Source organism: Ruegeria profundi, from assembly GCF_049800715.1.
In the GTDB taxonomy this organism is placed as follows: Bacteria; Pseudomonadota; Alphaproteobacteria; order Rhodobacterales; family Rhodobacteraceae; genus Ruegeria; species Ruegeria profundi_A.
The window spans coordinates 18,824-43,458 of sequence record NZ_JBNAFO010000017.1 but is presented as its reverse complement, the minus strand read 5'-3'; the positions used below and the strand labels follow the sequence as shown (position 1 = coordinate 43,458).

29 protein-coding genes are annotated in these 24,635 nt (G+C 59.9%); 15 read left to right on the top strand and 14 right to left on the bottom strand.

What is annotated here, in order from left to right; genetic code table 11:
- The first annotated feature begins 50 nt into the window (after positions 1–50).
- The 7 genes from ACP15L_RS20820 (at position 51) to ACP15L_RS20790 (ending at position 4,522) form a co-directional block, all read left to right on the top strand.
- A complete protein-coding gene (locus tag ACP15L_RS20820) occupies positions 51–626 on the top strand; it encodes an NYN domain-containing protein (RefSeq protein WP_039541714.1) in 576 nt (191 codons plus the stop codon).
- A gap of 187 nt (positions 627–813) precedes the next feature.
- A complete protein-coding gene (gene ispH, locus ACP15L_RS20815; RefSeq protein WP_425085632.1) occupies positions 814–1,764 on the top strand; it encodes a 4-hydroxy-3-methylbut-2-enyl diphosphate reductase in 951 nt (316 codons plus the stop codon).
- Entirely contained in the window at positions 1,761–2,213 is a 453-nt protein-coding gene (locus ACP15L_RS20810; RefSeq protein WP_425085631.1) for a DUF3429 domain-containing protein, read from the top strand. The genes ispH and ACP15L_RS20810 overlap by 4 nt, the downstream gene beginning before the upstream one ends.
- The gene (locus ACP15L_RS20805) at positions 2,210–2,803 is read left to right on the top strand and encodes a methyltransferase domain-containing protein (protein WP_425085630.1); all 594 of its coding nucleotides are present in this window, start codon (positions 2,210–2,212) and stop codon (positions 2,801–2,803) included. Before ACP15L_RS20810 ends, ACP15L_RS20805 begins: the two co-directional genes overlap by 4 nt.
- On the top strand, positions 2,796–3,263 hold the full coding sequence (rnhA, locus tag ACP15L_RS20800) for a ribonuclease HI (protein ID WP_425085629.1): 468 nt from the start codon (positions 2,796–2,798) through the stop codon (positions 3,261–3,263). The genes ACP15L_RS20805 and rnhA overlap by 8 nt, the downstream gene beginning before the upstream one ends.
- Positions 3,260–3,883, top strand: coding sequence for a trimeric intracellular cation channel family protein (locus ACP15L_RS20795; protein WP_425085628.1), 624 nt, complete (start codon positions 3,260–3,262; stop codon positions 3,881–3,883). The genes rnhA and ACP15L_RS20795 overlap by 4 nt, the downstream gene beginning before the upstream one ends.
- Positions 3,884–3,919: 36 nt before the next feature.
- Positions 3,920–4,522: an alpha/beta hydrolase gene (locus ACP15L_RS20790; protein ID WP_425085627.1), complete on the top strand. Its 603-nt coding sequence runs from the start codon at positions 3,920–3,922 to the stop codon at positions 4,520–4,522.
- A gap of 2 nt (positions 4,523–4,524) precedes the next feature.
- Here the strand turns inward: ACP15L_RS20790 and speB are convergent, their stop codons facing one another.
- Genes speB through def (ACP15L_RS20760) form a run of 6 tightly spaced genes read right to left on the bottom strand, consistent with a single transcriptional unit; the run spans position 4,525 to position 7,855 of the window.
- On the bottom strand, positions 4,525–5,346 hold the full coding sequence (gene speB, locus ACP15L_RS20785; RefSeq protein WP_425085626.1) for an agmatinase: 822 nt from the start codon (positions 5,344–5,346) through the stop codon (positions 4,525–4,527).
- Between the two features lie 59 nt (positions 5,347–5,405).
- Positions 5,406–5,642 carry a GlsB/YeaQ/YmgE family stress response membrane protein gene (locus ACP15L_RS20780; RefSeq protein WP_170474162.1) on the bottom strand — a complete coding sequence of 79 codons (237 nt, stop codon included), beginning with the start codon at positions 5,640–5,642 and terminating at the stop codon, positions 5,406–5,408.
- A gap of 1 nt (position 5,643) precedes the next feature.
- Complete coding sequence (locus ACP15L_RS20775) at positions 5,644–5,880, bottom strand: hypothetical protein (protein WP_170380460.1); 237 nt, start codon at positions 5,878–5,880, stop codon at positions 5,644–5,646.
- 6 nt (positions 5,881–5,886) lie between these two features.
- On the bottom strand, positions 5,887–6,801 hold the full coding sequence (gene fmt / locus ACP15L_RS20770; protein WP_425085625.1) for a methionyl-tRNA formyltransferase: 915 nt from the start codon (positions 6,799–6,801) through the stop codon (positions 5,887–5,889).
- A gap of 44 nt (positions 6,802–6,845) precedes the next feature.
- A complete protein-coding gene (gene def / locus ACP15L_RS20765; RefSeq protein WP_425085624.1) occupies positions 6,846–7,340 on the bottom strand; it encodes a peptide deformylase in 495 nt (164 codons plus the stop codon).
- Positions 7,337–7,855 (bottom strand): peptide deformylase, encoded by a 519-nt coding sequence (def, locus tag ACP15L_RS20760; protein WP_170474170.1) that lies wholly within the window; start codon positions 7,853–7,855, stop codon positions 7,337–7,339. Before def (ACP15L_RS20760) ends, def (ACP15L_RS20765) begins: the two co-directional genes overlap by 4 nt.
- A 94-nt stretch (positions 7,856–7,949) precedes the next feature.
- Between def (ACP15L_RS20760) and ACP15L_RS20755 the strand changes: the two genes are divergently transcribed.
- On the top strand, positions 7,950–9,122 hold the full coding sequence (locus tag ACP15L_RS20755; protein WP_170722615.1) for a PatB family C-S lyase: 1,173 nt from the start codon (positions 7,950–7,952) through the stop codon (positions 9,120–9,122).
- Positions 9,123–9,125: 3 nt separating this feature from the next.
- Positions 9,126–9,653 (top strand): L,D-transpeptidase family protein, encoded by a 528-nt coding sequence (locus ACP15L_RS20750; RefSeq protein ID WP_425085623.1) that lies wholly within the window; start codon positions 9,126–9,128, stop codon positions 9,651–9,653.
- Positions 9,654–9,749: 96 nt separating this feature from the next.
- Here the strand turns inward: ACP15L_RS20750 and ACP15L_RS20745 are convergent, their stop codons facing one another.
- On the bottom strand, positions 9,750–10,103 hold the full coding sequence (locus ACP15L_RS20745) for a hypothetical protein (protein WP_170380466.1): 354 nt from the start codon (positions 10,101–10,103) through the stop codon (positions 9,750–9,752).
- Between the two features lie 212 nt (positions 10,104–10,315).
- Here ACP15L_RS20745 and ACP15L_RS20740 point away from each other — a divergent pair, with 212 nt between their 5' ends.
- On the top strand, positions 10,316–11,305 hold the full coding sequence (locus ACP15L_RS20740) for a glutathione S-transferase family protein (protein ID WP_425085622.1): 990 nt from the start codon (positions 10,316–10,318) through the stop codon (positions 11,303–11,305).
- Here ACP15L_RS20740 and ACP15L_RS20735 read toward each other — a convergent pair.
- On the bottom strand, positions 11,287–11,649 hold the full coding sequence (locus ACP15L_RS20735; protein WP_170556374.1) for a response regulator transcription factor: 363 nt from the start codon (positions 11,647–11,649) through the stop codon (positions 11,287–11,289). The two genes, ACP15L_RS20740 and ACP15L_RS20735, sit on opposite strands and share 19 nt — an antisense overlap.
- A gap of 181 nt (positions 11,650–11,830) precedes the next feature.
- Between ACP15L_RS20735 and cobD the strand changes: the two genes are divergently transcribed.
- From cobD to ACP15L_RS20715, 4 genes are all read left to right on the top strand, one after another.
- Positions 11,831–12,790, top strand: a complete 960-nt coding sequence (gene cobD, locus ACP15L_RS20730; protein ID WP_425085621.1) for a threonine-phosphate decarboxylase CobD — start codon at positions 11,831–11,833, stop codon at positions 12,788–12,790.
- Positions 12,787–13,707: an adenosylcobinamide-phosphate synthase CbiB gene (cbiB, locus tag ACP15L_RS20725; protein WP_425085620.1), complete on the top strand. Its 921-nt coding sequence runs from the start codon at positions 12,787–12,789 to the stop codon at positions 13,705–13,707. The genes cobD and cbiB overlap by 4 nt, the downstream gene beginning before the upstream one ends.
- Before the next feature lie 10 nt (positions 13,708–13,717).
- Positions 13,718–14,881 (top strand): lytic murein transglycosylase, encoded by a 1,164-nt coding sequence (locus ACP15L_RS20720; RefSeq protein WP_425085619.1) that lies wholly within the window; start codon positions 13,718–13,720, stop codon positions 14,879–14,881.
- 130 nt (positions 14,882–15,011) lie between these two features.
- Entirely contained in the window at positions 15,012–15,497 is a 486-nt protein-coding gene (locus ACP15L_RS20715; protein ID WP_170380471.1) for a LysM peptidoglycan-binding domain-containing protein, read from the top strand.
- Between the two features lie 24 nt (positions 15,498–15,521).
- On the opposite strand, the gene ACP15L_RS20710 is transcribed toward ACP15L_RS20715, so the two are convergent.
- The 4 genes from ACP15L_RS20710 to ACP15L_RS20695 all read right to left on the bottom strand — a co-directional run bounded on the left by ACP15L_RS20710 (position 15,522) and on the right by ACP15L_RS20695 (position 21,170).
- A complete protein-coding gene (locus ACP15L_RS20710; RefSeq protein WP_425085618.1) occupies positions 15,522–15,878 on the bottom strand; it encodes a hypothetical protein in 357 nt (118 codons plus the stop codon).
- Positions 15,879–15,933: 55 nt separating this feature from the next.
- A complete protein-coding gene (locus tag ACP15L_RS20705) occupies positions 15,934–19,389 on the bottom strand; it encodes a chromosome segregation SMC family protein (RefSeq protein WP_425085617.1) in 3,456 nt (1,151 codons plus the stop codon).
- Between the two features lie 141 nt (positions 19,390–19,530).
- Positions 19,531–19,926, bottom strand: coding sequence for a hypothetical protein (locus ACP15L_RS20700; RefSeq protein WP_425085616.1), 396 nt, complete (start codon positions 19,924–19,926; stop codon positions 19,531–19,533).
- A 35-nt stretch (positions 19,927–19,961) separates the two neighbouring features.
- Positions 19,962–21,170, bottom strand: a complete 1,209-nt coding sequence (locus ACP15L_RS20695; RefSeq protein ID WP_425085615.1) for a PLP-dependent aminotransferase family protein — start codon at positions 21,168–21,170, stop codon at positions 19,962–19,964.
- 149 nt (positions 21,171–21,319) lie between these two features.
- Here ACP15L_RS20695 and ACP15L_RS20690 point away from each other — a divergent pair, with 149 nt between their 5' ends.
- A complete protein-coding gene (locus ACP15L_RS20690) occupies positions 21,320–22,090 on the top strand; it encodes a FadR/GntR family transcriptional regulator (protein ID WP_425085614.1) in 771 nt (256 codons plus the stop codon).
- Positions 22,091–22,207: 117 nt separating this feature from the next.
- Here the strand turns inward: ACP15L_RS20690 and ACP15L_RS20685 are convergent, their stop codons facing one another.
- Both ACP15L_RS20685 and ACP15L_RS20680 read right to left on the bottom strand, forming a co-directional pair.
- Complete coding sequence (locus ACP15L_RS20685; RefSeq protein WP_425085613.1) at positions 22,208–23,071, bottom strand: glycosyltransferase family 2 protein; 864 nt, start codon at positions 23,069–23,071, stop codon at positions 22,208–22,210.
- Between the two features lie 105 nt (positions 23,072–23,176).
- Positions 23,177–24,433, bottom strand: coding sequence for a glycosyltransferase (locus tag ACP15L_RS20680; RefSeq protein ID WP_425085612.1), 1,257 nt, complete (start codon positions 24,431–24,433; stop codon positions 23,177–23,179).
- Positions 24,434–24,635 lie beyond the last annotated feature (202 nt).

Below are 24,635 nucleotides of genomic sequence, written 5' to 3'. Positions count from 1 at the left end.
ACTCACTCTTAAACGCGCAGCGGGCTGGATTATACCGGAAGGACCTATTTATGTTTTATAAAGACGAACGGCTAGCGCTGTTCATCGACGGCTCGAATCTTTATGCCGCCGCAAAAGCACTTGGCTTCGACATCGACTACAAGCTTCTGCGGCAGGAATTCATGCGCCGCGGTAAGCTTCTGCGTGCTTTCTACTACACAGCGCTGCTGGAGAATGACGAGTACTCTCCGATCCGACCACTGGTCGACTGGCTGCACTACAATGGCTTCACCATGGTGACCAAACCGGCCAAGGAATACACCGACAGCATGGGGCGTCGGAAGGTAAAGGGCAACATGGATATCGAACTCACCGTCGATGCTATGGAACTGGCACCACGCGTTGATCATATCGTACTGTTCTCGGGCGATGGGGATTTCCGCCCGCTGATTGCCAGCCTGCAACGTCAGGGCGTACGTGTTTCGGTCGTGTCGACCATCCGCAGCCAGCCGCCGATGATCTCGGACGAGCTGCGCCGCCAGGCCGACAACTTCATTGAACTGGAAGACCTGCGCGACGTGATCGGCCGCCCGCCTCGGGAAATGCCGACCGAACCACGCAGTGTTGCTGCCGCCGGCGGGCACTAGCCGACGGCGTCACAATTGGGGATGAGATTAGCGCGGTCAGGGTATGAAACCCTGGCCGCGCTTCTTTAACTAAGGTTTGGTACTGAAACACCTAACGGCTATCAGTGATTCATGTCAGATCAATGACGCCGCCCTGTCTGGACCAAGGCCGTGAAAAGACCTACCTGTGGCGCAAGGAGACAGCGACATGACCAAGCCGCCATTGACTTTGTACCTTGCCGCGCCGCGCGGGTTCTGCGCGGGCGTGGACCGCGCCATAAAGATCGTCGAGATGGCGCTGCAGAAATGGGGCGCGCCGGTCTATGTCCGGCACGAGATCGTCCACAACAAATTCGTGGTCGACGGGCTGCGCGCCAAGGGGGCCGTGTTTGTCGAGGAACTGGATGAATGCCCAGATGACCGGCCGGTGATCTTCTCGGCTCATGGGGTCCCAAAATCCGTACCTGCCACCGCTGACCGGCGCGAGATGATCTATGTCGATGCCACCTGCCCTCTGGTATCGAAGGTCCATGTTGAGGCGCAGCGCCACTCGGACAATGGCCTACAGATGATCATGATCGGCCACAAAGGCCACCCCGAGACCATCGGCACCATTGGACAGCTGCCCGAAGGCGAGGTGCTGCTGGTCGAAACCGTCGAAGATGTCGCCACCGTTCAGGTCCGAGACCCGGATCAGCTGGCCTTTGTCACCCAGACCACCCTGTCGGTTGATGACACCAAGGATATCATCGCAGCGCTTGAAGAGCGGTTCCCCAAGATCGTCGGCCCGCACAAGGAAGACATCTGCTACGCCACAACCAACCGGCAAGAGGCCGTGAAAGCCGTAGCGCCGAAAGCGGATGCGCTGCTGGTGGTGGGCGCTCCGAACTCGTCCAACTCACGGCGATTGGTCGAGGTCGCCTCGCGCGCTGGATGCAACTATGCGCAGTTGGTGCAACGTGCCTCCGATATTGACTGGCGCGCGCTTGAGGGAATTTCGAGCATTGCCATCACTGCCGGGGCCTCAGCCCCTGAGGTACTGGTGAATGAAGTCATCGACGCGTTCAGCGATCACTACGACGTAACCGTCGACCTCGTGGAAACCGCCGTCGAAAACGTAGAATTCAAAGTCCCCCGCGTGTTGAGGCAACCGGCATGAACGGCGTCCCCAAATCCGCGCTCTATCTGGGGTTGGCGGGGCTGATCCCGTTCATTTGGGGGGCGCTGACCTATCTGAACTCGGACCTGCACGATCTTGGCACGCGAGAGCTAGGCTCTCATTTCGTGGGGCCTTACATCCAGCTGTTCTATGGCTCGGTTATCCTGAGCTTCATGTCCGGTGTATTGTGGGGCTTTGCCACCAAGACCTCGGGCAGCAAGGCGACTGTGGGCTATACCCTGTCGGTCCTTCCCGCCCTTTGGGCCTTCTTCATGACAGGTGGCGGGCCGATCAGCGCGGGCACCAATCTGATGATCGGCTTTACCGGGCTTTTGGTGCTGGACGCCCTGTTCTGGTATTGGGGTCTCGCGCCACGCTGGTGGATGCGATTGCGTATCCTGCTGACGGCAATCGTGCTGTTATGCTTGGCTGTCGGGGTATACCTATGAGCGATCGCGAGACGATCTCAGTCTACGACGAACAGGCCGCGTGCTATGCCGACCTGACCGATGAGGCCAACACCGAGGACCCGCAACTGACCCGTTTCATTCAGGCGGTACCAACAGGCGGAAAGGTGTTGGATTTGGGCTGCGGCCCCGGTGCCTCGGCGGTGATCATGGCGCAGGCGGGGCTACAGGTTGAGGCCATGGATGCCTCGGCCGAGATGGTCCGGCTGGCCTCGGCCTATCCTGGCGTTTCCGCCCGCCAAGCGGCGTTCTCGGACCTAAAGGCCAAGGGCACCTATGACGGCATCTGGGCCAATTTCAGCCTTCTACACGCCAAACGCGCGGATTTCCCGAACCATTTGGCCGCCATTCACCAGGCGTTGAAACCCAAGGGCGTCTTCTATATCGCCATGAAGCTGGGACAGGGTGAAGGGCCGGATCGTTTGGGGCGTTTCTACAGCTACTATTCCGAGGAAGACTTGAAAACCTATCTTCAAAAGGCGGGCTTTACCGTCACCGCACGACGACTTGGCAGCGGCACCGGGCTGGATGGCTCGGTCTCGGACTGGATTGGGCTTGCCGCCCATGCCTGAGCTATTTGCCTATACCGATGGCGCCTGTTCCGGCAATCCCGGCCCCGGTGGCTGGGGCGTGCTGCTGCGCGCAATGCAGGGGGATACGGTCCTGAAAGAACGGGAGCTCAAGGGCGGTGAGGCCGAGACCACCAACAATCGGATGGAACTGCTGGCCGCCATCAACGCGCTTGAGGCGCTGGAGCGCGCATCCAAAATCACCGTTGTGACCGACAGCGCCTATGTGAAGAACGGCGTGACGGGGTGGATTTTCGGATGGAAGCGGAACGGTTGGAAAACCTCAAACAAGAAACCCGTCAGGAATGTCGACCTTTGGCAGCGGTTGGACGAGGCGCAGGGTCGACACGACGTGACATGGGAATGGGTCAAAGGCCATGCGGGCCATCCCGAAAACGAAAAAGCAGATGAGCTGGCCCGCGCGGGCATGGCCCCGTTCAAACCCGCAAAGGCGCAGGAGTGAGCGCGCTTGCCCTGCTGGACTATGCCTCGGTTCTGGTCTTTGCGCTGACCGGGGCGCTCGTGGCCAGCCGGGCGCAGCTTGATCTGGTCGGGTTCGCCTTCATCGCTTGCCTGACTGCGGTCGGAGGTGGCACCGTGCGTGACCTCCTGCTGAATCGCCATCCTGTCTTCTGGGTCGGCCAGCCGGACTACATCCTGATTGCGGTCGGGGCCGCCGTTCTTGTGTTCTTCACCGCGCATCTGGTCGAAAGCCGCTATAGCTGGCTGATCTGGCTGGACAGTTTCGCTTTGTCCATTGCCGTTGCTGCGGGAACCGGAGCAGCACTTTCGCTGGATCAATCCGGCATCATCGTGGTGCTGATGGGCGTCACCACCGGATGTCTGGGCGGATTGATGCGCGATGTGGTCTGCAATGAGGTCCCCCTGGTGCTGAAACAGGGAGAACTTTACGTTTCAGCAGCGTTTGCCGGTGCCTTAACGGCAGTGGTCGCGACACGGCTTGGGCTCGAGGGCCTTCCCGCTCTGGCGCTATGTGCAGCGACCTGCTGGGCCTTACGCGCCGGATCGCTTATCCTTGGCTGGAGGCTTCCTGTCTACAAAGCCCGCCCGCCGCGCCAATAGGGCGTGTACCGCCCGAAACAAACCGAAGGCCCACTCGTGAAACCCGTCCTGTTCTTGTTCGCCGCCAGTGCGCTATGGCTCGCCTCTTGCGCGGAACCCTATAGCCCGACGCGATTCGTGGCCCAGGGCGATCAGATCGTCGTCACCGGAGCCATCGACCACACCACCCTTGGTGCCTTTCGTGCGGTGGCCGCCGACAACCCGCAGATCAAAACACTTGTCCTGCAAAACATCGAAGGATCGGTGGATGACGATGCCAACGTGATCTTCTCGCGCGAGGTGCGCAACCGGGGTTTTGACACGATTGTACCGTCGGACGGCATGGTCGCCTCGGGTGGGACAGACCTTTTTCTGGCGGGCAACAGGCGTACCTTGCAGCCCGGCGCCTGCGTCGGCGTTCATAGCTGGGGCGGAGGGGGCATCATCGCTACCGAACTGCCCGAGGACGACCCCGAACACGACCGATATCTGGACTATTATGACGATATCGGCGTGTCCGAAGATTTCTATTGGTACACGCTAGAGGTCGCCTCGGAAGACGAAATGCACTGGATGACAGCCGCCGAGGCCAACAGCTACGACATGGCCACCACGCGCGTGGCGCGGCTGGGGTCAACTGCGACCTGCGACGCGCGCTGAGCTCAGCGCGATAAAAGCCGCGCACCGATCTCTTTGACGAATTTTGCGGCCACCATTGCGGTCATCCCATAGGGATCGCGATGGGGGTTAAGTTCGACAATATCTGCGCCGACCAACTGACCCTCGAACCGATGGATCAGGTCAATCACCTCACGCGTGCTGAGCCCACCGGGTTCGTGATGTGACACACCCGGTGCAAAGGCCGGGTCCAGCGCATCCAGATCCAGCGACAGGTAGACCGGCCCGTCAAAGTTGATCTCCAGATCGGGACGCCAATTGCGCATATCGATCACCTCGACCCCGAACTTGTCCGCCTGCTCCTGTTGGTGCTTGTTCATGGTGCGGATGCCGACCTGCACCAGACGTTTGATCTTGCCGGTCTCCATCACCCGCGCGAAAGGGCAGCCATGGCCCAGCGGGCCAATATCCTGCGTGTCATACAGGTCGGGATGCGAGTCGATATGCAGGATGTTCAGCCCCTCATACCGCTCGGCATGGGCCTTGATCAGCGGGAAAGCGACCGAGTGATCACCGCCCAGAGACAACAGCCGCGCACCGGTTTCGATACGTGCGGCAGCACCGGCCTCGATCCGGTCGATCGGCTCTTGCCCGCGCATCTCGAACACATCCAGATCACCGGTATCTTTGAACCTATCCGTAGCCCCCAGATCGGTGCCATCCTCGGCCGTCAGATTGGCCGCACCGGAATGCAAAGCCTCGCGAATGCGCCCGGGTGCAAAGGCAGGACCCTGCAGAAACGAGGAATGCAAATCCAGTGGAATGCCCATGAGGGCAACATCACCAGCGTTCAGATCATAAGACATGGGTCACCTGCTTGAAAACTCGACTTGATCAGGCGGCGACCCAAGGGAAAGGTCAAGCCTTAACGGCGCTTTAAACTCTGCCAGATCCAGATCACCAGCAACGCGCCCAGCACGGCCCCCACAAAACCGGACAACCAACCGGAAACTGTGATCAGCATACGCAACAGGAACCCGCCGACCAGAGCGCCAACAATACCGATCAGCATGGTGGTGGGAATATCGGCCTCGATCCGCATCAGGCGGGTGGCAAGGAACCCTGCAGCGGCTCCGATCACGATCAGGGCGACAACGGGCATGTCATCGCCTCCAATGGGTCGGCACGATGATTAGCGCACCGATTGAGGATAGAACCGCGTCCAGCCCAGGCGGACCAAAGCTGATGCCGAACATGATGCGGACAAAGTAGAACAGGAACGCGCCGCCAACACAGATGATGATGGACTGCAGGTAACCGTTATGGGTGAATTCCGTCTTCTCGGACAGGTAGCCAACTATACCGGCAATCACGACGGTGCCCATCAGGACCATGAACATCTGTCTCTACTCCGACGTCAGGCGGGTGCCGACCGGGATGGGCCAACCCCGCAGAAAGGTTTCCCTATCCTGCGCGCCTTTGCCTGCCCGTTGCAAGCGCAACAGTTCAACCGCGCCCTGCCCGCAGGCGACATGCAATTCGGGTGTCAGGACCTCTCCCGGAGTGCCCTGCCCCTCGGCCACGCGCGAGGAAAGCAGCTTGAGGCGCGCGCCTTCCATCTCGGTCCACGCTCCGGGAAAGGGCGACAGGCCCCGGATCTGGCGGTCGACCTCAACGGCGGGTCGGGACCAGTCGATCCGCGCCTCGGATTTGTCGATCTTTGATGCGTAGGTGACGCCCTCTTCGGGTTGTGGCTGGGGGGTGAGGTCCGGCAGTTGAGCCAGCGCGTCAGTGATCAACGCGGCCCCCATTGTCGAGAGCCGGTCGTGTAGCAGCGCGGTGGTTTCCTCAGGTTCAATCGGCGTGGCCTGACGCATCAGGACGGGGCCCGTGTCCAGACCGGCCTCCATCTGCATGATGCAGATGCCGGTTTCCACGTCGCCCGACATGATCGCGCGATGGATCGGCGCGGCTCCGCGCCAGCGCGGCAACAGGCTCGCATGGATGTTCAGACAACCCTGTGCGGGTGCGTCCAGAATGGCTTGCGGAAGAAGCAGGCCATAGGCGACGACCACCGCCACATCCGCGTTCAAAGCGGCAAACGCGTCCTGTTCCTCGGGCGATTTCAGCGAGACTGGGTGGCGGACCTCAAGCCCCAGCGCCTCGGCCCGCGCATGGACAGGCGTCGGGCGGTCCTTCTTACCCCGACCAGCGGGGCGCGGGGGCTGGCAATAGACGGCGGCGATCTCATGCCCCGCATCGACCAGAGCGTCCAATACAGGGACCGAAAAATCGGGCGTGCCCATGAAAATAAGTCGCATCTTCCGCTCCGGTACGATTTCCGGGTGCCGGTCTGAAGCCCGACCTACCCCTGTTTCTTGGCTTTGCGCAGCAGCATGTCGCGTTTGACTTTGCTGAGACGGTCGAAATACATCCGGCCGTTCAGATGGTCGATCTGGTGCTGCACGCTGGTGGCCTCGATCCCCACGAAATCGCGGCGGTCAATGATGCCCTGTTCGTTCAGGAATTTGACGGTCACGGCCCGAGGGCGCTTTACCTTGGCCGATACGCCCGGCAGATTCGGGCTGGCCTCATCATGTTCGCGTAACTCGATCGAGCTGTGCAGGATTTCCGGGTTCGCAAGTCGTGCCACCCGACCGCGCTCGGCCGAGCCATCGACAACGGCTAGACGCAGCATCACCCCGATCTGGGGCGCGGCGAGGCCAACACCGGGCATCGCCTCCATCGTGTCGATCATATCGTCCCATATGGCCCGGATCTCATCAGTGATCTCAGGCACATGCTCGGCCTTGGTCCGCAGGCGTTTGTCCGGCCATGGCAGGCAGGCGCGGACGGTCATGTGCGGGCCTTCTCGCGCTTGAGCTTTTGCATCTTGCGCGTGATCATCTGCCGTTTCAGCGGCTTGAGGTAGTCGATGAAAAGCTTGCCATCCAAGTGGTCGATCTCATGCTGCACGCAGGTGGCCCAGAGCCCATCAAAGGTCTCCTGCTGCGCGTTGCCATTCTGGTCCATCCAGGCCACGTCGACGACCTTCGGGCGCGTAACCTCGGCATATTGATCCGGGATCGACAGGCAGCCTTCCTCGTAGACATTGGTCTCATCCGACGAGGCTATGATCTCGGGGTTGAACATGACCAGCGGCCGGGGGGCCTCGCCTTCTTCCTTGACGCAATCGAGAACGATCAGGCGATCCAACACACCGATCTGCGGCGCGGCCAGACCAATGCCGGGTGCGTCATACATGGTCTCAAGCATGTCATCGGCCAGCTTGCGCAGATCATCTGTCAGATCGGCAACCGGGGCGCAGACCTTTTTCAGGCGAGGATCGGGATGGATCAGAATAGTGCGTTTCATGAGGCTGATTTAGGGCATCCCGCCCGTCGCCGCAACGCCCCCCTTGCACCCGTCCGATTTGTAGTTAGCTTTCGCCTCGACAGATGGAGCAGACATGACTTTCAATACCCCAACCGACCGCCGCGGCACCCACAGTTCAAAATGGGACAAGATGGAGCAACTCTACGGCGTATCCCCCGATGATGGGCTGGCGATGTGGACGGCTGATTCCGACTATCAGACCGCGCCTTGCGTGATTGATGCGGTGCGCCGCGCCGCTGAACATGGGGTCTTTGGCTATTCGTGGAAACACCCCGAATATCTGGCTTCGGTTCAGTGGTGGATGCAAAACCGCCATGACTGGCAAATCGACACCGAATGGGTGCTGACCTCGCAGGGTTTGGGCAATGCAATCGCTCTCTGTCTGGATGTCTGGAGCGAACCGGGCGATGGCGCTGTGATCTTCACGCCCGTTTACCATGAGTTTGCCCATAAGGTGAACAAATCCGGACGCCGCGTGGTCGAATGCCCGCTGGTGCGCGAGGGCGATAGCTACGCGATTGATCTGGACGACGCGCAATCGCGCTTGGACGGGTCGGAAAAGCTGCTGCTGTGGTGTTCGCCGCAAAACCCGTCGGGCCGGGTATGGACGACTGAGGAGCTGCGCTCGGTGGCTGAATTCGCCGGGCGCAACGGGCTGATTCTGGTCTCGGATGAGATCCATCATGATCTGGTTTACCCGGGAGCGAAGTTCGTCCCGATGGATGTCGCAGCACCCGAGGCGCGGCCTTGGACCGTGACACTTACGGCAGCGTCGAAGACGTTCAACATTGCGGGCCAGCGCACCGGCAACATGATCATCCCCGATCCGAAACTGCGCGCGGCGATGCGCCACCGGCTGGACACGTTGGACTATGAACCAAGCGCCCTTGGCGTGGCCATGATCACCGCCGCCTACACGCCCGAAGGGGCGGAGTGGGTGGATGCTCAGGTCGCGCATCTGAATGGAAACCGCCAGCTGTTTGACGCCACGATCGCCGAGATTCCCGGCCTTTGGTCGATGCCCCTACAGGCAACCTATCTGGCTTGGGTCGATTTCTCGGGCACCGGGATGAGCCATGATGAGTTTGTTCGACGCCTACGCAAGGATGCGCGCATCGCGACCTCGTCAGGCCCCGGGTTTGGTGCGGGCGGCGAGACTTTCGAACGCTTCAACCTTGCCACCCAACACGCCCGCGTCGAAGAGGCCTGCGCGCGGCTGAAACAGGCGTTTGGGGATCTGCAATAGCGGATGCGCCTGTTGGCCCGGATCACGCTGGTCTTTCTGATCGCGGCCCTTGGCTGGATCGGCTGGCAGAGATACGGGCCGCGCCCTCCCGCGCCTGCAATGGCGCCCGACGCCGCGCAGATCGACCACATTCTGATCGAAAAATCTGCCCGTCGTCTGACCGCGACCTTGGATGGCGCCATCGTACTGCAGAGCGAGATTGCGTTGGGGTTCGCACCGGAAGGGGACAAGGAGCAGGAAGGCGACGGTAAGACGCCCGTCGGGGTGTTCACCATCGACCGGCGCAACCCGAACAGTGCGTTCCACCTGTCACTTGGGATCGACTACCCTCAACCCGATGACATCGCACGCGCACAGCAGCGGGGCATCGACCCCGGCGGCGGGATCTTCATTCACGGGCAACCAAATGGCGTTGTCGGCCTCATCCTGCCCGGAGACTGGACGCTTGGCTGTATCGCTTTGTCCAATGACGAGATGGCCCAGCTTTGGAGCCTGACTCCGACCGGAACGACCGTTGAAATTCGACCCTAGGTCGCTTTGCGTTTGGTTTGAATCGAAACACGCGGACATTCCCGACGGTCGCACACGCATTTCGATGGTCTAGCCTCAGGCAAAATGCAAAACGCTTTAGTCCTCGTGCCCCAGCAAGGCAATCGGAGCATCTGGCGCTCGGTAGAAATCCAGCGGCGCCTTGTCGGAAGCAGCGGTGTTGCGCTTGAACTCATAACGCATTTCGCCTGCCTCTTCCTCGTCCGCGACGATCAGGCATTGATATAAATGGTTCGCGCCGTCATGGATATCGACTAACCCGCGCAAACGCGGCGTGGTCTCGGCCTCGACTGTAAAGCCATTCTTCCACAATCTAAGAATTTTGAAGTAATTGTCGCCCATTTCCACCCGCAAACGGCTGGTCTTTTTCAAAGTGGCGATTCGCGCGGCCTCCAACTCAGCGCTCATTTCCTTGGAAACATAGGTACTCATCAAATTTCCCCCCTTCGATATCTCTTATTGTGGAGGCAAAACTGTAAAAATCCAGTGAAGCCGACCACATAACATCACAGCGCACGCAGATGTTGCGCCCACATCTCAAGCCGGTGATGTGCGCAGGTGCAGGCTGGATGCGCGCGGGCTGCCATAGGAAGGCCGGGTTCTGCGCCCTATCTTTGCCGAAATTCAGATACGGAGGACGCAACATGGGCCTGTTGGTCGACGGAACCTGGCACGACACCTGGTATGACACCAAATCCACCGGCGGCGCATTCAAGCGCAGCGCCGCTCAATTCCGCAATTGGCTGACGGCTGATGGCAGCGCTGGCGCGTCCGGCAAAGGTAGCTTCAAGGCCGAACCGGGGCGCTATCACCTCTATGTCAGTCATGCCTGTCCCTGGGCCCATCGGACGCTGATCTTTCGGGAACTCAAAGGGCTAAGCGATCTGATCTCAGTTTCGGTGGTGCATCCAGACATGTTGGACAAAGGCTGGAGTTTTGAAACCGATGATCACGGCGCGACCGGAGATGATCTTTACGGCCTGGACTATGCCCATCAGATCTACACTATGGCCGACCCCGCCTATTCCGGTCGGGTTACGGTGCCGATCCTGTGGGACAAACAGCAGGAGACGATCGTCTCGAACGAAAGCTCGGAAATCATCCGCATGTTCAACTCGGCCTTCAACGAGATCACGGGCAACCGCGATGACTACTGGCCCGAGGTGATGCGGGACGAGATCGAAGAGGTCAACGCGCGGATCTATTCGGACGTCAATAATGGTGTCTACAAATCCGGCTTTGCCACCTCGCAAGAGGCATATGACGCCGCCGTCCACCCACTGTTCGAGACGCTGGATTGGCTCGAGGACCGGCTGGCCCGGAACCGATACCTGATGGGCGACCGCGTGACCGAGGCTGACTGGCGTTTGTTCACAACGCTGATCCGGTTCGATCCGGTCTATCACCTGCACTTCAAGTGCAACAAACGCCGGCTGATCGACTACCCCAACCTCTGGGCCTATACGCGTGAGCTATATCAATGGACCGGCGTCGCGCAGACCGTGAACATGAACCATATCGTGCGGCACTATCACTACAGTCACGACAGCATCAATCCGCATCGGATCATCCCGGTGAACCCGACGCTTGACTATCTTGAACCGCACGGACGGAATCAGCGCCCCGCTGCGTAGTGTTCCACCATCGCCGCCAGATCCTCGGGCGGGGTGCCGCTTTGCACATAGGCGCAGGCATTGGGACTGTGGGCAAAGATCGACCCGTCCGAGAAGAAGGTGGTGTTGGTGACAAAAATCACCCGCGCCTCAGGGCGGCGGTAGCTGGCGAAATCGGCCACGGCCAGCGCGCTGCCGGTTTCCAGAACCAGATCCAGCACAATAATTTCGAACTCAGAGCCATAGAGCGCCAGTATCGCGGCCTCTTGCCCGGCCACAAGCGTCACTTCGGCACCTTGCCGTTCAAGATGCCTTTTCCAGACCCGACCCAGATCGGGGTTACTCTCAACAATCAAAACTTTCATACTACAACCTCGGCACTTGGTGTGGTGAGTGGTGCCGACCCCCAAGTCCCGTGATCACGTCATTTCCTTAACAAAGTGTTAACTCTGCCCGCTGGCCGCCCTGATCACGCGGATTTGCTTGTCAAAACGGCGAAAATCCGCTTGAAGCGGGGCGAATACGACATTTGGGGCATGCGTTGGGATGAACGATACCGAATTGAATCCTCGTGCGAAACGCGACCATGGTGGCGGTCTGGACGGGGCCATCGCGCAATATGGCGGCGCGCGTAGCGATTGGATCGACCTGTCCACCGGCATCAACCCGCATCCCTACCCGATCGCAGGGCTGCACCCCTCGGATTGGACCGAACTGCCCGATCATGGCGCGTTCGAGCGGCTCAGCACAGCCGCCCGCCAATTCTGGAATGTCCCGGCGGAGGCGGCGATCCTGCCCGCGCCCGGAGCCTCGGCTCTGATCGCGCGCATTCCCGCACTGGCAGCGCAAGGCCGAGTGCAGATCACGATGCCCACATATAACGAACATGCCGCTGCCTTTCGTGCTCAAGGCTGGTCGGTGCAGGAAACCGGCCCTGCTGATGCGCGTGTGATTGTGCATCCGAACAACCCGGACGGCCGGGCGTGGCAGGCCAGCGACGCCACCGAGCCTTTGACCATCATCGACGAAAGCTTTTGTGACGTGACGCCCGGTGCGTCACTGATCCATCTGGCCGGACAGCCCGGCGTGATCGTTCTGAAAAGCTTTGGTAAGTTCTGGGGGCTGGCCGGGATGCGGCTGGGCTTTGCCATCGGTGCAACGGAACTGATTGCCAGACTGAACGACCTGACCGGGCCGTGGGCCGTGTCGGGGCCTGCGCTGCGGGTCGGGACGCAAGCCTTGCAGGACGTCGGCTGGGCCAATGAGACCCGCGCACGGCTCGAAGCCGAGAGCAACCAGCTGGACGCTCTACTAGTTGGAAAAGGCGCGCAACTGGTCGGAGGCACAAACCTGTTCCGCCTCTACGAGGTCGATGATGCAGCCCTCTGGCAAGACCGTTTGGCGCAGGCACATATCTGGAGCCGCATCTTCCCCTACTCCGAACGTTTTCTGCGCCTCGGCCTCCCTCCTGCACACGGGTGGGATCGGCTGGAGGCCGCGCTTTGAGCATCCCCTTTCTGTTGGTCTGCGCCATGTGTCTGGACGCGGCGTTGGGCGAGCCGGACTGGCTCTGGTCCCGCATCCGGCACCCTGCGGTGGTGATCGGCAATGCCATTGGATGGCTGGACAACCGGCTGAACCATGGTGCGGCGCGGCGCGCCAAGGGTGTCTGCACGCTGATCCTGCTGGTCGTGGGCGCCCTTGGTATCGGCTGGGTACTGGCACAGCTGGGCGCAGTTGTTGAGATTCTGGTCTGTGCGATCCTGTTGGCACAGAAGTCGCTTGTGACCCATGTCCGCGCTGTCGGCGAAGGGCTACACGCCTCGCTTGCTGACGGGCGGGCGCAGGTGGCCATGATCGTCTCACGCGACACAAGCGACATGACCGAGGAACAGGTCGCCCGGTCCGCGATCGAAAGCGCGGCAGAGAACCTCAGCGACGGCGTTATCGCGCCCGCTTTCTGGTTTCTGGTGGCGGGCCTGCCAGGGTTGCTGGTCTACAAGGCTGTGAATACCGCTGACAGCATGATCGGTTATCGCACCGAGAAACACCGCGACTTTGGATGGGCCTCGGCCCGGTTCGACGACCTGCTAAATCTTATCCCTGCGCGCCTGACCTGCTTGATGATCGTGGCGCTTTCAGGTCAATGGGCGCGTTGGCACGATATCCTGCAGGATGCCCACCGCCATATCTCGCCCAATGCAGGCTGGCCCGAGGCCGCCATGGCCCGCGCGCTCGACGTCGCACTGGCCGGGCCGCGCAGCTATGACGGAGAGTTGCGCGACCTGGCTTGGGTCAATGGCGATGCGCGCCGTCAGATCTGCGCGGAAGAGGTTTTCCGCGCATGCGACATGCTCTGGCGTGTCTGGGGGCTTGCGCTTGGCCTCGTCTCAGTGTGGGTTGGGATCAACGTGATCTTCTAAAGGACGCCCCATGCGCTTTCTGTCCAGCCTCTTCGCCGCCGCCCTGATGACCTCGCCCGCCTTTGCGCAATGCGGCGGAGGATTTAATTCCTTCGTCAAAGGGCTGAAGGCCGAGGCCGTCCAACAGGGGTTCGACAAACCGACCGTCAACGCCTTCTTCAAGGGCGTCCAACAGGACAATGCGGTTCTGAGAGCCGACCGCGCGCAGGGTGTATTCCAGAAACCGTTCATCGACTTTTCACGCCGCCTGATCTCGGCCAACCGGATCGACCGGGGCAAGGCCATGTCCCAGAAATACGACGCGGTCTTCGACCGGATCGAGAGCGAATATGGTATCTCACGCGGGGTCCTGCTGGCCTTCTGGGCGTTCGAGACGGACTACGGCGCGTTTCAGGGCGATTTCAACACCCGCAACGCGCTGGTCACGCTGGCCCATGACTGCCGCCGCCCCGAGCTGTTCCGACCCCAAATCTTCGCCGCGCTGGAGCTGTACAGTCAGGGCAATTTCGACCCCGCCCGCACGACTGGCGCCTGGGCCGGAGAAATCGGAATGGTCCAGATGCTGCCCCGCGATATTCTGGAAAACGGCGTGGACGGAGATGGGGACGGCAAGGTCTCGCTGAAAACCTCGGCCGCGGATGCGCTGATGTCAGGCGGCAAGATGTTGTCCCATCTGGGTTGGCAACCGGGCCAACCCTGGCTGCAAGAGGTGACAGTACCCGCGCAAATGGATTGGTCTCTGTCAGGGCCGGGCAAACCGCGTTCCGTCTCTGACTGGCAAGCGATGGGTCTTCAGGCCCGCAGCGGTTCGTTGGCCAACCTGCCTGCCTCACTGATCCTGCCGCAGGGCCACAAGGGGCCGGCCTTTCTCGCCTACCCGAATTTCGACGTCTATTTCGAATGGAACCAAAGCTTTGTCTACGTCTTGACCGCCGCCTATTTCGGAACACGGCTAGAGGGTGCACAGATATATGACGCGGGCAATCCAGCCGCGGGCCTGAACGGCGCACAGATGAAGCAATTGCAGAGCAAACTGCAGGCGCGTGGCTATGACGTCGGCAAAATCGACGGGATTCTTGGGGCTGGAACCCGAGCAGCAGTGCAGGCCGAGCAGAAACGATTGGGGCTGCCTGCGGACGCCTGGCCTACGCCTGACCTACTAAACAGACTTTAGAATGCCCGCGCCCCTGCTGACTGAACAGAACGTCAGCCGAGGCGCGTGATGGGCTATTTTCCACCGGTCTGATTTTGTGCGGGAACCTGTTCGGGGTATGATTCCCTATCCATTGCGAAGGAGTTCATTGATGAATATTGAAATACTTCAGCCCCAACCCTTCGACATCGTCGGCCAGACAATCATGATCGCAGGCAACGCCGTTGGCTTTGAAGGACACCTCTCCATCTCGGTCACAGAAGGTCATGTGGAATTCAATGGAGCCGCGACGGCTGGGGCAATTGCGCTTCGCCAATTTCAGGCCACGCTGGATGTCCCTGACAATCCGAATTTCCAACTCGACCGTCTGATCCTGACGGTCAAGGATGACAGCGCCGGTGGTGAGGGCGGGATTCCGACCGTCCATGTCCCGATCTTTTACGGTCCGCGCATTCTGCCGGGATATGTCGGGTATCGGAACTACACCGTCGCGCCCGGAGATACGCTGACGGCGATCTCTGTATCGCAATACGGCAACGCCGGGCAGGTGTCGGTGATCCAACGGGCAAACGCGCATTTTATCAGCGACCCGAATGTGATCTTCCCCGGTCAGGAGTTGAGGATTCCGATCGTCTGATCGCGCGTGAGTAGCGGCAGACAGCTATTGCGCTTCGGGTCTAACTGGATACCGATCGCCCTTTTGATCGATCAGAATCAACCGATCGCCGCTGCGCACATAGAGGTCACACCGGCTGAAACCGTTGCGATAGGCGACACAAACGCTGCCATCCTCGGCAATGGAATAGGTTCCATAGGCGGATTCTCCGCTGGCGTAGGTGTAGGAATAGGCCCCTCCAGCCGAGTATTTTGACTGACCGTCGTCAAAAAAGGTCAAGGTTCGGCCTGCCAAACTGTTCAGCTCTTCAGAGGTCAAAGGCACGTCTCCGGGCTTTACGGCCCATTCGGCGGCAGAAAGCGGGGTGGCGGAGAGCAGGGCAAGCAGGAAGAAACGTATCATACCGCCACCCTAGCCCGATGCGTCGTGAAACAGGCATAACGTTGCGGTGAGGGGGTCAGGCGACCATCTGCTCGGCTTTTTTCAGATCGACCGAGACCAGTTGGCTGACGCCCTGCTCCTGCATGGTGACGCCGAATAGCCGGTCCATCCGCGCCATGGTTACTGCGTGGTGGGTGATGATCAGGAACCGTGTGTCGGTCTGGCGGCACATCTCGTCCAGCAGGTCACAGAACCGGGTGACGTTGGCATCGTCCAGCGGCGCGTCGACCTCGTCCAGCACGCAGATCGGGGCCGGATTGGCGAGGAAGACGCCAAAGATCAGCGCGGTCGCAGTCAGGGTCTGTTCCCCGCCCGACAACAGGCTGAGGGTCGAGAGCTTTTTGCCCGGCGGCTGGCACATGATCTCAAGCCCCGCATCCAGCGGATCGTCGCTTTCGACCATGACAAGATTGGCCTCGCCGCCGCCAAACAGGTGCTTGAACAGCATGGCGAAGTTCGAATTCACCTGTTCAAACGCGGTTAGCAGTCGCTCACGCCCTTCGCGGTTGAGGCTGGCGATGCCGCTGCGCAGAGCTTTGATGGCCTCTTCCAGATCAGCCTTTTCGCTGTTCAGAGTGTCGAACTCTTCCTGAACCTCTTTGCTGTCTTCTTCGGCCCGCAGGTTCACCGCGCCCATCGCGTCGCGTTGACGTTTGTGACGGTTGACCTCTGCCTCAAGCGCGTCAGCGGCGGGCATCTGATCCGGGTTCACATCCAACTGGTTCAGCAATTGGTTCGGGGTCAGCTGCTGATCTTCGGCAATCCGTTCCGCCGCAGCCGTAACGCTTTCCTTGGCCGCGTCACAGCGTGCCTCGGCCGCCGCACGGGTTTCGCGCGCTTCTGAGGCCAAGCGTTCCGCGTCACGCTCGGCCATGACAACCTCGCGCTGCTGGGATTCGGCCTCGGCAAGCTTGTCAGCAGCCTCGGCCCGGCGGGCTTCGGCGGCTTCGATCATCTCGTTCAGCTCTTCCCGCGCTTCGGCGATCTCGGCGGGCGCAGCCATGGCCTCGGAGAGTTCCTCTTCAGACCCTTCCTTGCGGTCGGCCAGTTCGGAAATCCGCTTCTCGGCGGTCTCCAACCGATGCTTCCACCCGCTGAGGTCTTTCGTCACCTCCTGGCTGCGGCGTGTCCGAGCCTCACCTTCGCGGCGCAGCTCATCATGAGTCGAGCGGTGAGTCAGCATGGTGATCCGCGCGGCTTCGACCGTTTGTTTGATGTCTTCGACCTGCGCGCGGGCGCTGTCGAGGTCTCCCAGTTCGGCCAGCGCGGCTTCGGCTTCACGCAATTGCGTGCGGGCGGACATGGCGTCGTCCTTGTGTCGGTCCACAGACAGGGCCAGAGTTTCCAGCTTGCCCTGCGCTAGATTGCGATCCGCCTCGGCGCGCGACAGGGCGCGGGCGGTTTCCGCCATCCGCTGATCGGCAGCGCGGCGAGCCTCACGCGCGCGGCGGTCGGCTTCGGTAACATCGGCCAATTGCTGCGACAGGGCCTCATGCGCAGCGCGGGCTCCGTCGGCCTGCGCCTCGGTGCGGGCGAGTTCCTGCTTTAGGGCCTCCAGCTTGTTCAGTTGTTCCAATCGCAGGGCGGCAGCGCTGGGGGCATCTTCAGCCCAAGCGCGGAAACCGTCCCATCGCCACAGATCACCCGAACGCGACACCAGCCTCTGGCCCGGTTGCAAGGACGCCTGCAACCGAGCGCCAAGCTCTGCATCCACCAAGCCGATCTGCGCGATCCGGCGGCTGAGGCGATCCGGCCCCGAGACATGCAGCGCCAAAGGTTCGGCCCCTTCTGGCAGAGGCTGATCCGCGTCGTAGCCCGCGACCTGAACCCAACCCGATGGCCCGTCGCCCTCAACCAATGGCGCGCGCAGGTCATCGGCCAAAGCCGCCCCCAGCGCTTTTTCAAAGCCCGGCGCGACGCGCAGCAGGTCCAGCACCTGCCCGCCTTCGGCGGTGTCTCGTTCGACCAGCTTGGCCAGCGCGGTGGTTTCGGCCCGTATGGCCCCCAACTCCCCCTCAGCCTCGGACCGTTGGGCCCGGGCCTCAGCCTCGCGCGCCTGAGTCTCGGTCCGCATCTCATCCGCGGCAGCCAGCGCTTCCTCAGCCGCTTCGGCAGCTTCGCGGGCCTCTTCTTCACCCTCTTGCGCCGCCTCAAATGCGTCATCTGCGCGCGTCAGCGCAGACCTGGCTTCGTCCACCGCCACCCGCGCCTTTTCCTCTTCGCCCTCGGAACGGGCCAGAGTTTTGCGACTATCCTCAACCAAACGCTGCGCCGACTGGTGGCGCGCGACCAGGCGGGCCATATCCTCGGTCTGTTGAGACAGGTGGTCTTCGCGTTCCTGCAGGATCGAGGCCGCTTCGCGCGCCACCTCTGCGGCCTCGGCGACCTTCTCATCATGACCTTCCGCGGCCTTGATCAGCTCGCGGGCTTCCCATTCCAGCCGCTCGATCATTTCGCCAGCATCACGGTTCAGGCCCGTTTCGCGTTCGATATCGTTGCCGAGTTGCTGAATGCGGTTGGTCAGCGTCTCAATGGTCTGGCGCGCGCGGGTTTCCTGATCAGAGAGCTGATCGCGCTGCACCTGCTGGCGCTGCAGGACGGCGGCGGCGATGGCCTCTTCCTCGCGCAGGGGCGGTAAGGTTTCTTCGATCTCGGCGCGTTTGGCAGCGGCATCGCGGGCGGCAGCCTCGGCGCGTGAGGCTTCGGTGATCCGGTCGCGCAGCTTGTCTTCGGCAACCTGACGGGCGATATCGGCCTCTTTCCATCGCCGATAGAGCAGCATCCCCTCGGCCTGCCGCAACTGTTCCCCGATCTCGCGGTAACGCGCGGCTTGGCGCGCCTGACGCGCCAATTGCGCAAGTTGGCCGCCCAACTGTTCCAGCACGTCATCGACACGGGTCAGGTTGGCCTCGGTGCCCTTCAGCTTCAACTCGGCCTCATGTCGTCGCTGATAGAGGCCAGAGATCCCGGCAGCCTCTTCCAGAATGCGGCGTCGGGCGCGGGGTTTGGCGTTGATCAGCTCGGCAATGCGGTTCTGCCCGACCAGCGCCGGCGAATGCGCCCCGGTCGAGGCATCGGCGAACAGCATCTGCACATCGCGGGCGCGCACGTCCTTGCCGTTTGTCTTGTAGGCGCTGCCGACATCGCGAGTGATGCGTCGAATGATCTCTAACTGATCGCTGTCATTGAAGCCCGAAGGCGCCAGACGTTCCGAGTTGTCCATGGTTAGGACTACCTCGGCAAAGTTGCGCGCGGGTCGCGTAGCCGCCCCAGCGAAGATCACATCCTCCATCGCGCCGCCCCGCATGGATTTGGGGCGGTTTTCGCCCATCACCCAGCGCAAAGCCTCAAGAAGGTTGGATTTGCCGCAGCCATTGGGCCCCACCACACCGGTCAACCCGTCCGCAATGATCAGATCGGTCGGGTCAACAAAGCTTTTGAAGCCGGTCAGTTTGAGTTTGCTAAAGCGCAAAGGCGGCCTGTCCCATGATTCCTAATACAGGGAAGTCTGCGCAACGGATTGGGGCCGAGTCAACGGATATGCGCAGGATATGGGCGATGGACCCGAGTTATCCACAACATCTTGGCAGTTTCACGGGCAATGCGACGCGCGCTAGTAGGGCGTACACTCAAAGACCTGATAGCCGGAACTGCCGGAATAGCCATAGTTGACGCATTCATAGGACCGCAGCAGCAGCGCGCCAAAGATCAGCTTTTCCCCCAGCTCCTTATCACAGCCCAACACGCCCACCGTCACTGCGGCATCCCCAAGCACATCCATAAGAGGACAGCCCGAGACCTGCGCCATGGCCAGCGCCGCACGGTCGCGAACCGGCCCCAAGCGCGGCGCGTATTGAGAGTTCACCCGCACCGCCTCGGCCAATGGGCCGCGCACGCGCACGTCAAAGACACTGCCATTCACCGCGACCCGCGTTGCAGGCATATCGCGGAAATGAGGCGAGCCGCCCGAACAGGCAGCCAGCAGCAGGATAGGAAGTAAGCGCATCATGCTGCCGTTCTAACGGTGATATGGTTAACGAAGCCTTACCAATCGCCTCCGCGCAAGACCTGCCCAAGGCGTCGAATTCCCTCGCGGATGGTGTCCTCGTCCGAGTTTGAGAAACTCAGCCGAATTGTATTTTCACCACTGCCATCTGGGAAAAACGCCTGACCTGGAACAAAGGCCACTTTGACCGTGTCCAGAGCTCGGGCCAAAAGCGCAGCACCACTGGTCCCAGCGGGCAGCGTCAGCCACACGAACATCCCACCCTCGGGTTTGGTCCAGGAGACACAGTCGGGCATATGGGCCTGCAACGCCGCCAGCATGGCATCGCGGCGCGCACGATAGGTTTGTCGGACTTTGGGGATATGGCTTTCGAAACAGGCCTGCGCCACCTGGTGCACGGCCATCTGGTTTATCGTGGCCGAATGCAGATCCGCCGCCTGTTTCATCAGAACCAGCTGCGAGATGATAGGTTTGGCCGCCACAACCCAACCAACCCGCAAACCGGGCGACAGGGTTTTCGAGAAACTGCCGCAATAGATCGTCCGACAGTCCTCAATTGATCCCTTTCGCGCTTGCTCCAGCGCCAGAATCGGAGGGATTGGCGCACCATCATAGCGAAGCGCCTGATAGGCCCCGTCTTCGATGACCGCGCAGTCCAGATCCTCGGCCAGATCCAGCAGCGCCTCGCGCCCGCGCAGATCGACAGTTTCACCCGTGGGATTGGAGAAATCCGGCGAGAGGTACGCGAATTTGACTCGTCCCGCGCCTGCGGCTTTTCGGTATTCCTCGGCCCCCTGATTGCCGGGAATGCTGAGTCGGTCGAAACGAGGCTCATAGGCATTGAACGCAGAGATTGCCCCCAGATAGGTCGGCCACCCGACCAGAGCGGTATCGCCAGGAGACAGAAACAGCTTGCCCAAATAGTCCAGCGCCTGCTGTGAGCCTGAAGTGATCAGGATGTTGTCCATGTCACACGCGACCCCGATTGATGCCATATGGTCGACCAACCATTCGCGCAGCGGAGCATATCCTTCGCTCACAGAATACTGCAGCGCTTGGGCCTGCCGGCCCGGACCAAGGGCCGTCTGAAAAGCCTGCGCAAACGCGTCCGCCGGAAACAGGGCAGGATCGGGGATACCACCGGCGAATGAGATGATATCCGGCTGATCGAGGAGTTTCAGCAGCTCCCTGATCTCGGATGCCTTCATGTTCTGTGTCCGAGTGGCGAATAGCGGATGTGTGGTCATTGGGCTCCTCCGATCTCAACGTGCGCAGCCTATGCGGACACTAAATAAAGTCAACAATACTGACCCAATGTTTCATACGATGTGAAGCCCTGTTCTTGAACCCGCACGCGCCCTGTGGTCAAATGTTTTGACCAATTTCGGACGACCCTATGCCTTTTCAGAAAATTCAGACCGAGAAGCTATCGATTGCTGTGGTTCGGCAGATTGAGCTGTTGATCCTGCGTGGCATCCTACGCCCCGGCGAAAGATTGCCGTCAGAACGAGAACTGGCCGAACGGATGGGTGTCTCGCGCCCGTCCCTGCGCGACGCCATCGCCGAATTGCAGGAGCAGGGCCTTCTGACCGCAAAAGCCGGATCGGGAATCTATGTGGCCGAGGTGCTGGGATCTGCCTTTTCACCAGCGCTGATCCGATTGTTTGGCAGCCATGAAGAGGCGGTGTTCGACTACCTCTCTTTCCGCCGCGACCTAGAGGGGCTGGCCGCCGAGCGTGCCGCGCGTTTGGGATCGACAAGTGATCTGAAGGTCGTTCAGGCGATCTTTGACCGGATGGAGGCCGCCCATGACCGCAACGCCACCCAAGATGAGGCGCAACTGGACGCGGACTTCCACATGGCCATCATCGAGGCCAGCCACAATGTGATCATGCTCCATATGATGCGTTCGATGTATGACCTGCTACGTCAGGGCGTGTTCTACAACCGCCAAATGATGTTCCAGCAACGCGCAACTCGCGAAGCCATCCTCGACCAGCACAGGGCGATTAACGCGGCGTTACAGGCGCGCAACCCTGCCGAAGCGCGTTTGGCGGTGGAACTGCATTTGGATTTCGTCGAGCGCTGTATGAAGGATCAGCAAAAGGCGGAACGGAACGAGACCATTGCGCAGCAACGCCTGAAAAAGGAAACACATCCCAACTAGAACGTTGCATGTATTGCCTGGCTCGTCCGGCTACGCGAATGTCTCCAGATTACTGGAGGAAAGTCAGAGTAGCGGTTTCTCGCGTCTACGCCGAAACGCTCTGGGCCCGGAATTCGTTCATTCTGTACCCCTCACGCGCGACAAGCCCGCCTTGATCTTAATAAGTTGCAGCCACTTCATCGGCTTCGGATCAACTTCGCGCAGCTTGGGGAACAACATTTCCGCTTCTTTCTGACCGCGCAGTTTCAAGGGTTTGTCAAGAATCTGAGCAACCACCTCGGAACAAGACGTGATATTGCCACGTTCGTTCTCGATCACTCTAAGCATCTCAGTATGGTAGTCGTCGATCGCTTCGGATCTTTGCCCCTTCCGGAACCGGAATGCACCGATCTGCGCGTGTACCGGAATGAGCTTGGAAAGGCGTGAGAAGCGCAACCACAACTCGCCATCTACGGCCAGTTTCAAGTCTTCGTTCAGACCTTTTCCAGCATTGTCCCACAGGCTCTTGCGCCAGAATGTCGATTCCTGTTGCACCCATTGGTAGTCGCCGGCCAGCAACCGCTCATAGGTTGTTGGCCGTGGACGATGATCACGAAGCAATCGACCGTTTTCATCTATACTCGTGATTTTGCCGGTCACCCAATCAATATCCGGTCGCGACGCGAAAAGCGACCCGACTAGGGCCAGTCCTCCTGGTCGAAGAATATCGTCGGAATTTATCCAACCCATGACATCGCCAGATGCCACGGCAAAGCCTTTGTTCACGGCGTTGGCCTGACCTGTATCCGGACCGGAAATAATGTGCGCAAATTTTTCGGAATAGCGCCGAGCGATCTCAAGCGAGCCATCCGTGCTTCCGCCGTCTGACAGAATGAGTTCCAGGTTTGGATAAGACTGCTCCAATACGGATTTAATAGTGTCCTCGATGAACTCAGCACAATTCAGATTGGGTATGACCAGGCTTATCTTGGGAAGTGGCATGTCCAGTCTCGTTTCTTCGCGTTTTTCCAATTTCTCCGCTATGCGCCAACTTTGGTTGAGTTACCCGAGTTCAAAGCGGTCCTCTCACGTTATACCATCGACAGATCATGAGTGATGCACCGGCATCTCATATTCACGCCATATTTTTTCGTAAACGGCACGATATTGTTCGGCAACCACATGCGGTGCGAAATTTGCCTCCACATGCGCCCTGAGTTTTAACTTGCGTTCATGCACCCTCTCAGTCTCTCGGTTGTTGAGTATCTCAGCAATGCCGCGCGCCAGATCGTCTTCGTCAAAAGGGCGTGCCAGATAGCCAAGCTGGGAATTCGGAACAAGGTCAGGCAATCCACCCACATTGAATGCCACAACAGGGACGCCACTGCACATTGCCTCCATGCCGGTGTATCCAAGCACTTCACACCGAGAGGGCAGAACAAATACGTCCGCCGCCGAATAAATTCGGTTCAAAAGGCGCTTGTCATCTATACGCCCCGTAAAATGAACAGGATACGGGAATTCAACATCGATCTTGTCGCTGCCAAACACGACGGCCTGAACATCGTGTATTTCGGCATGTACCTGTTTCATGGCCGATACAAGATGCGAAAAACCCTTGTTGGGGTCATCGGTTGCACGAACCGCCCCGAACAGGACTAAAGGTACGTCTCGCGGCAAAGACAGTTCACGGCGGGCCTGTTCTTTATCGAACGGCTGCCAGAAATCAGTATCAATTGGGTTGGGAATGACCGAGACGGGCCAATCACGCATCAACGCACTTTGCTGTACACATTCGGCTAGCCAATGGCTTGGACAGACAATTTGAAACGGGCGCTTCCAATGTTTAGCTTTGCGCTCCCAAACCCATCTGTTCAGATCAAAGCCACGCGTCCCATCAGAGCTGTATCCATTTCGCCACCCGTCCAACTCACTGGTATGTTCAGCTCCAGAGAACGCCCACATATCGTGTAGTGTCCAAACAACCGGCTGAGTCAATGCTCCGATTTCAGCGATGGACAGAAAATCAAAGTTGACCCAATGCAGATTGACAATATGCGGAGGCTGGCGGTTCAGATTTTCCCCCAAACCAGACAAAGTGTAGCCGAGCGACGAAAGGCCGTTGACTTGTTTGGCAGCGTAAGTCTTGTTCAGGTGCTTTGACCACTTTCGCTGTAGATAGCGCCGCCAGGTTTTCCGAGGCAACACGGTTGAAATCTCGTTTTCATCAGTTTCATTTGAAACTGTCATCCGCGATGCCATACCTGATGCAAGCAACGCAGTATGCAAACGATAGGCCGCAGTGGCGGCCCCCCCGCCGGAGGTGCTGTGGCTGACGTGGTTTACACTAAAATCACCCATCATGACATAAGAAACTTCCTGAAAGAGTTCAAATTCTGCTCTAAAATCTCTGACGCCGCAAATGAACGACCGAGACCTCAAGCCTCTAGGTGTGGAAAACCCTCAATGCAACCTTTGATGAGGGCAGAGCCTAAGAGCTGAAGCGACGCGGCCGGCGACTGAACGCAATAACACCAGCGCTTTATCCACGAAAGTCCGCCAAAAG

What these genes read in the sequence shown, in the direction of transcription:
- ispH (WP_425085632.1), top strand. Translation starts at nt 814, where the DNA reads ATGACCAAGCCGCCATTGACTTTGTACCTTGCCGCGCCGCGCGGGTTC.
- ACP15L_RS20715 (WP_170380471.1), top strand. Translation starts at nt 15,012, where the DNA reads ATGAATATTGAAATACTTCAGCCCCAACCCTTCGACATCGTCGGCCAG.
- ACP15L_RS20810 (WP_425085631.1), top strand. Translation starts at nt 1,761, where the DNA reads ATGAACGGCGTCCCCAAATCCGCGCTCTATCTGGGGTTGGCGGGGCTG.
- def (WP_425085624.1), bottom strand. Translation starts at nt 7,340, where the DNA reads ATGACCGTCCGCGCCTGCCTGCCATGGCCGGACAAACGCCTGCGGACC.
- ACP15L_RS20755 (WP_170722615.1), top strand. Translation starts at nt 7,950, where the DNA reads ATGACTTTCAATACCCCAACCGACCGCCGCGGCACCCACAGTTCAAAA.
- ACP15L_RS20805 (WP_425085630.1), top strand. Translation starts at nt 2,210, where the DNA reads ATGAGCGATCGCGAGACGATCTCAGTCTACGACGAACAGGCCGCGTGC.
- ACP15L_RS20740 (WP_425085622.1), top strand. Translation starts at nt 10,316, where the DNA reads ATGGGCCTGTTGGTCGACGGAACCTGGCACGACACCTGGTATGACACC.
- ACP15L_RS20750 (WP_425085623.1), top strand. Translation starts at nt 9,126, where the DNA reads ATGCGCCTGTTGGCCCGGATCACGCTGGTCTTTCTGATCGCGGCCCTT.
- ACP15L_RS20735 (WP_170556374.1), bottom strand. Translation starts at nt 11,649, where the DNA reads ATGAAAGTTTTGATTGTTGAGAGTAACCCCGATCTGGGTCGGGTCTGG.
- rnhA (WP_425085629.1), top strand. Translation starts at nt 2,796, where the DNA reads ATGCCTGAGCTATTTGCCTATACCGATGGCGCCTGTTCCGGCAATCCC.
- ACP15L_RS20695 (WP_425085615.1), bottom strand. Translation starts at nt 21,170, where the DNA reads ATGACCACACATCCGCTATTCGCCACTCGGACACAGAACATGAAGGCA.
- ACP15L_RS20700 (WP_425085616.1), bottom strand. Translation starts at nt 19,926, where the DNA reads ATGATGCGCTTACTTCCTATCCTGCTGCTGGCTGCCTGTTCGGGCGGC.
- fmt (WP_425085625.1), bottom strand. Translation starts at nt 6,801, where the DNA reads ATGCGACTTATTTTCATGGGCACGCCCGATTTTTCGGTCCCTGTATTG.
- def (WP_170474170.1), bottom strand. Translation starts at nt 7,855, where the DNA reads ATGAAACGCACTATTCTGATCCATCCCGATCCTCGCCTGAAAAAGGTC.
- cobD (WP_425085621.1), top strand. Translation starts at nt 11,831, where the DNA reads ATGAACGATACCGAATTGAATCCTCGTGCGAAACGCGACCATGGTGGC.
- ACP15L_RS20745 (WP_170380466.1), bottom strand. Translation starts at nt 10,103, where the DNA reads ATGAGTACCTATGTTTCCAAGGAAATGAGCGCTGAGTTGGAGGCCGCG.
- ACP15L_RS20720 (WP_425085619.1), top strand. Translation starts at nt 13,718, where the DNA reads ATGCGCTTTCTGTCCAGCCTCTTCGCCGCCGCCCTGATGACCTCGCCC.
- speB (WP_425085626.1), bottom strand. Translation starts at nt 5,346, where the DNA reads ATGTCTTATGATCTGAACGCTGGTGATGTTGCCCTCATGGGCATTCCA.
- ACP15L_RS20690 (WP_425085614.1), top strand. Translation starts at nt 21,320, where the DNA reads ATGCCTTTTCAGAAAATTCAGACCGAGAAGCTATCGATTGCTGTGGTT.
- ACP15L_RS20820 (WP_039541714.1), top strand. Translation starts at nt 51, where the DNA reads ATGTTTTATAAAGACGAACGGCTAGCGCTGTTCATCGACGGCTCGAAT.
- ACP15L_RS20775 (WP_170380460.1), bottom strand. Translation starts at nt 5,880, where the DNA reads ATGTTCATGGTCCTGATGGGCACCGTCGTGATTGCCGGTATAGTTGGC.
- ACP15L_RS20680 (WP_425085612.1), bottom strand. Translation starts at nt 24,433, where the DNA reads ATGATGGGTGATTTTAGTGTAAACCACGTCAGCCACAGCACCTCCGGC.
- ACP15L_RS20710 (WP_425085618.1), bottom strand. Translation starts at nt 15,878, where the DNA reads ATGATACGTTTCTTCCTGCTTGCCCTGCTCTCCGCCACCCCGCTTTCT.
- ACP15L_RS20780 (WP_170474162.1), bottom strand. Translation starts at nt 5,642, where the DNA reads ATGCCCGTTGTCGCCCTGATCGTGATCGGAGCCGCTGCAGGGTTCCTT.
- ACP15L_RS20685 (WP_425085613.1), bottom strand. Translation starts at nt 23,071, where the DNA reads ATGCCACTTCCCAAGATAAGCCTGGTCATACCCAATCTGAATTGTGCT.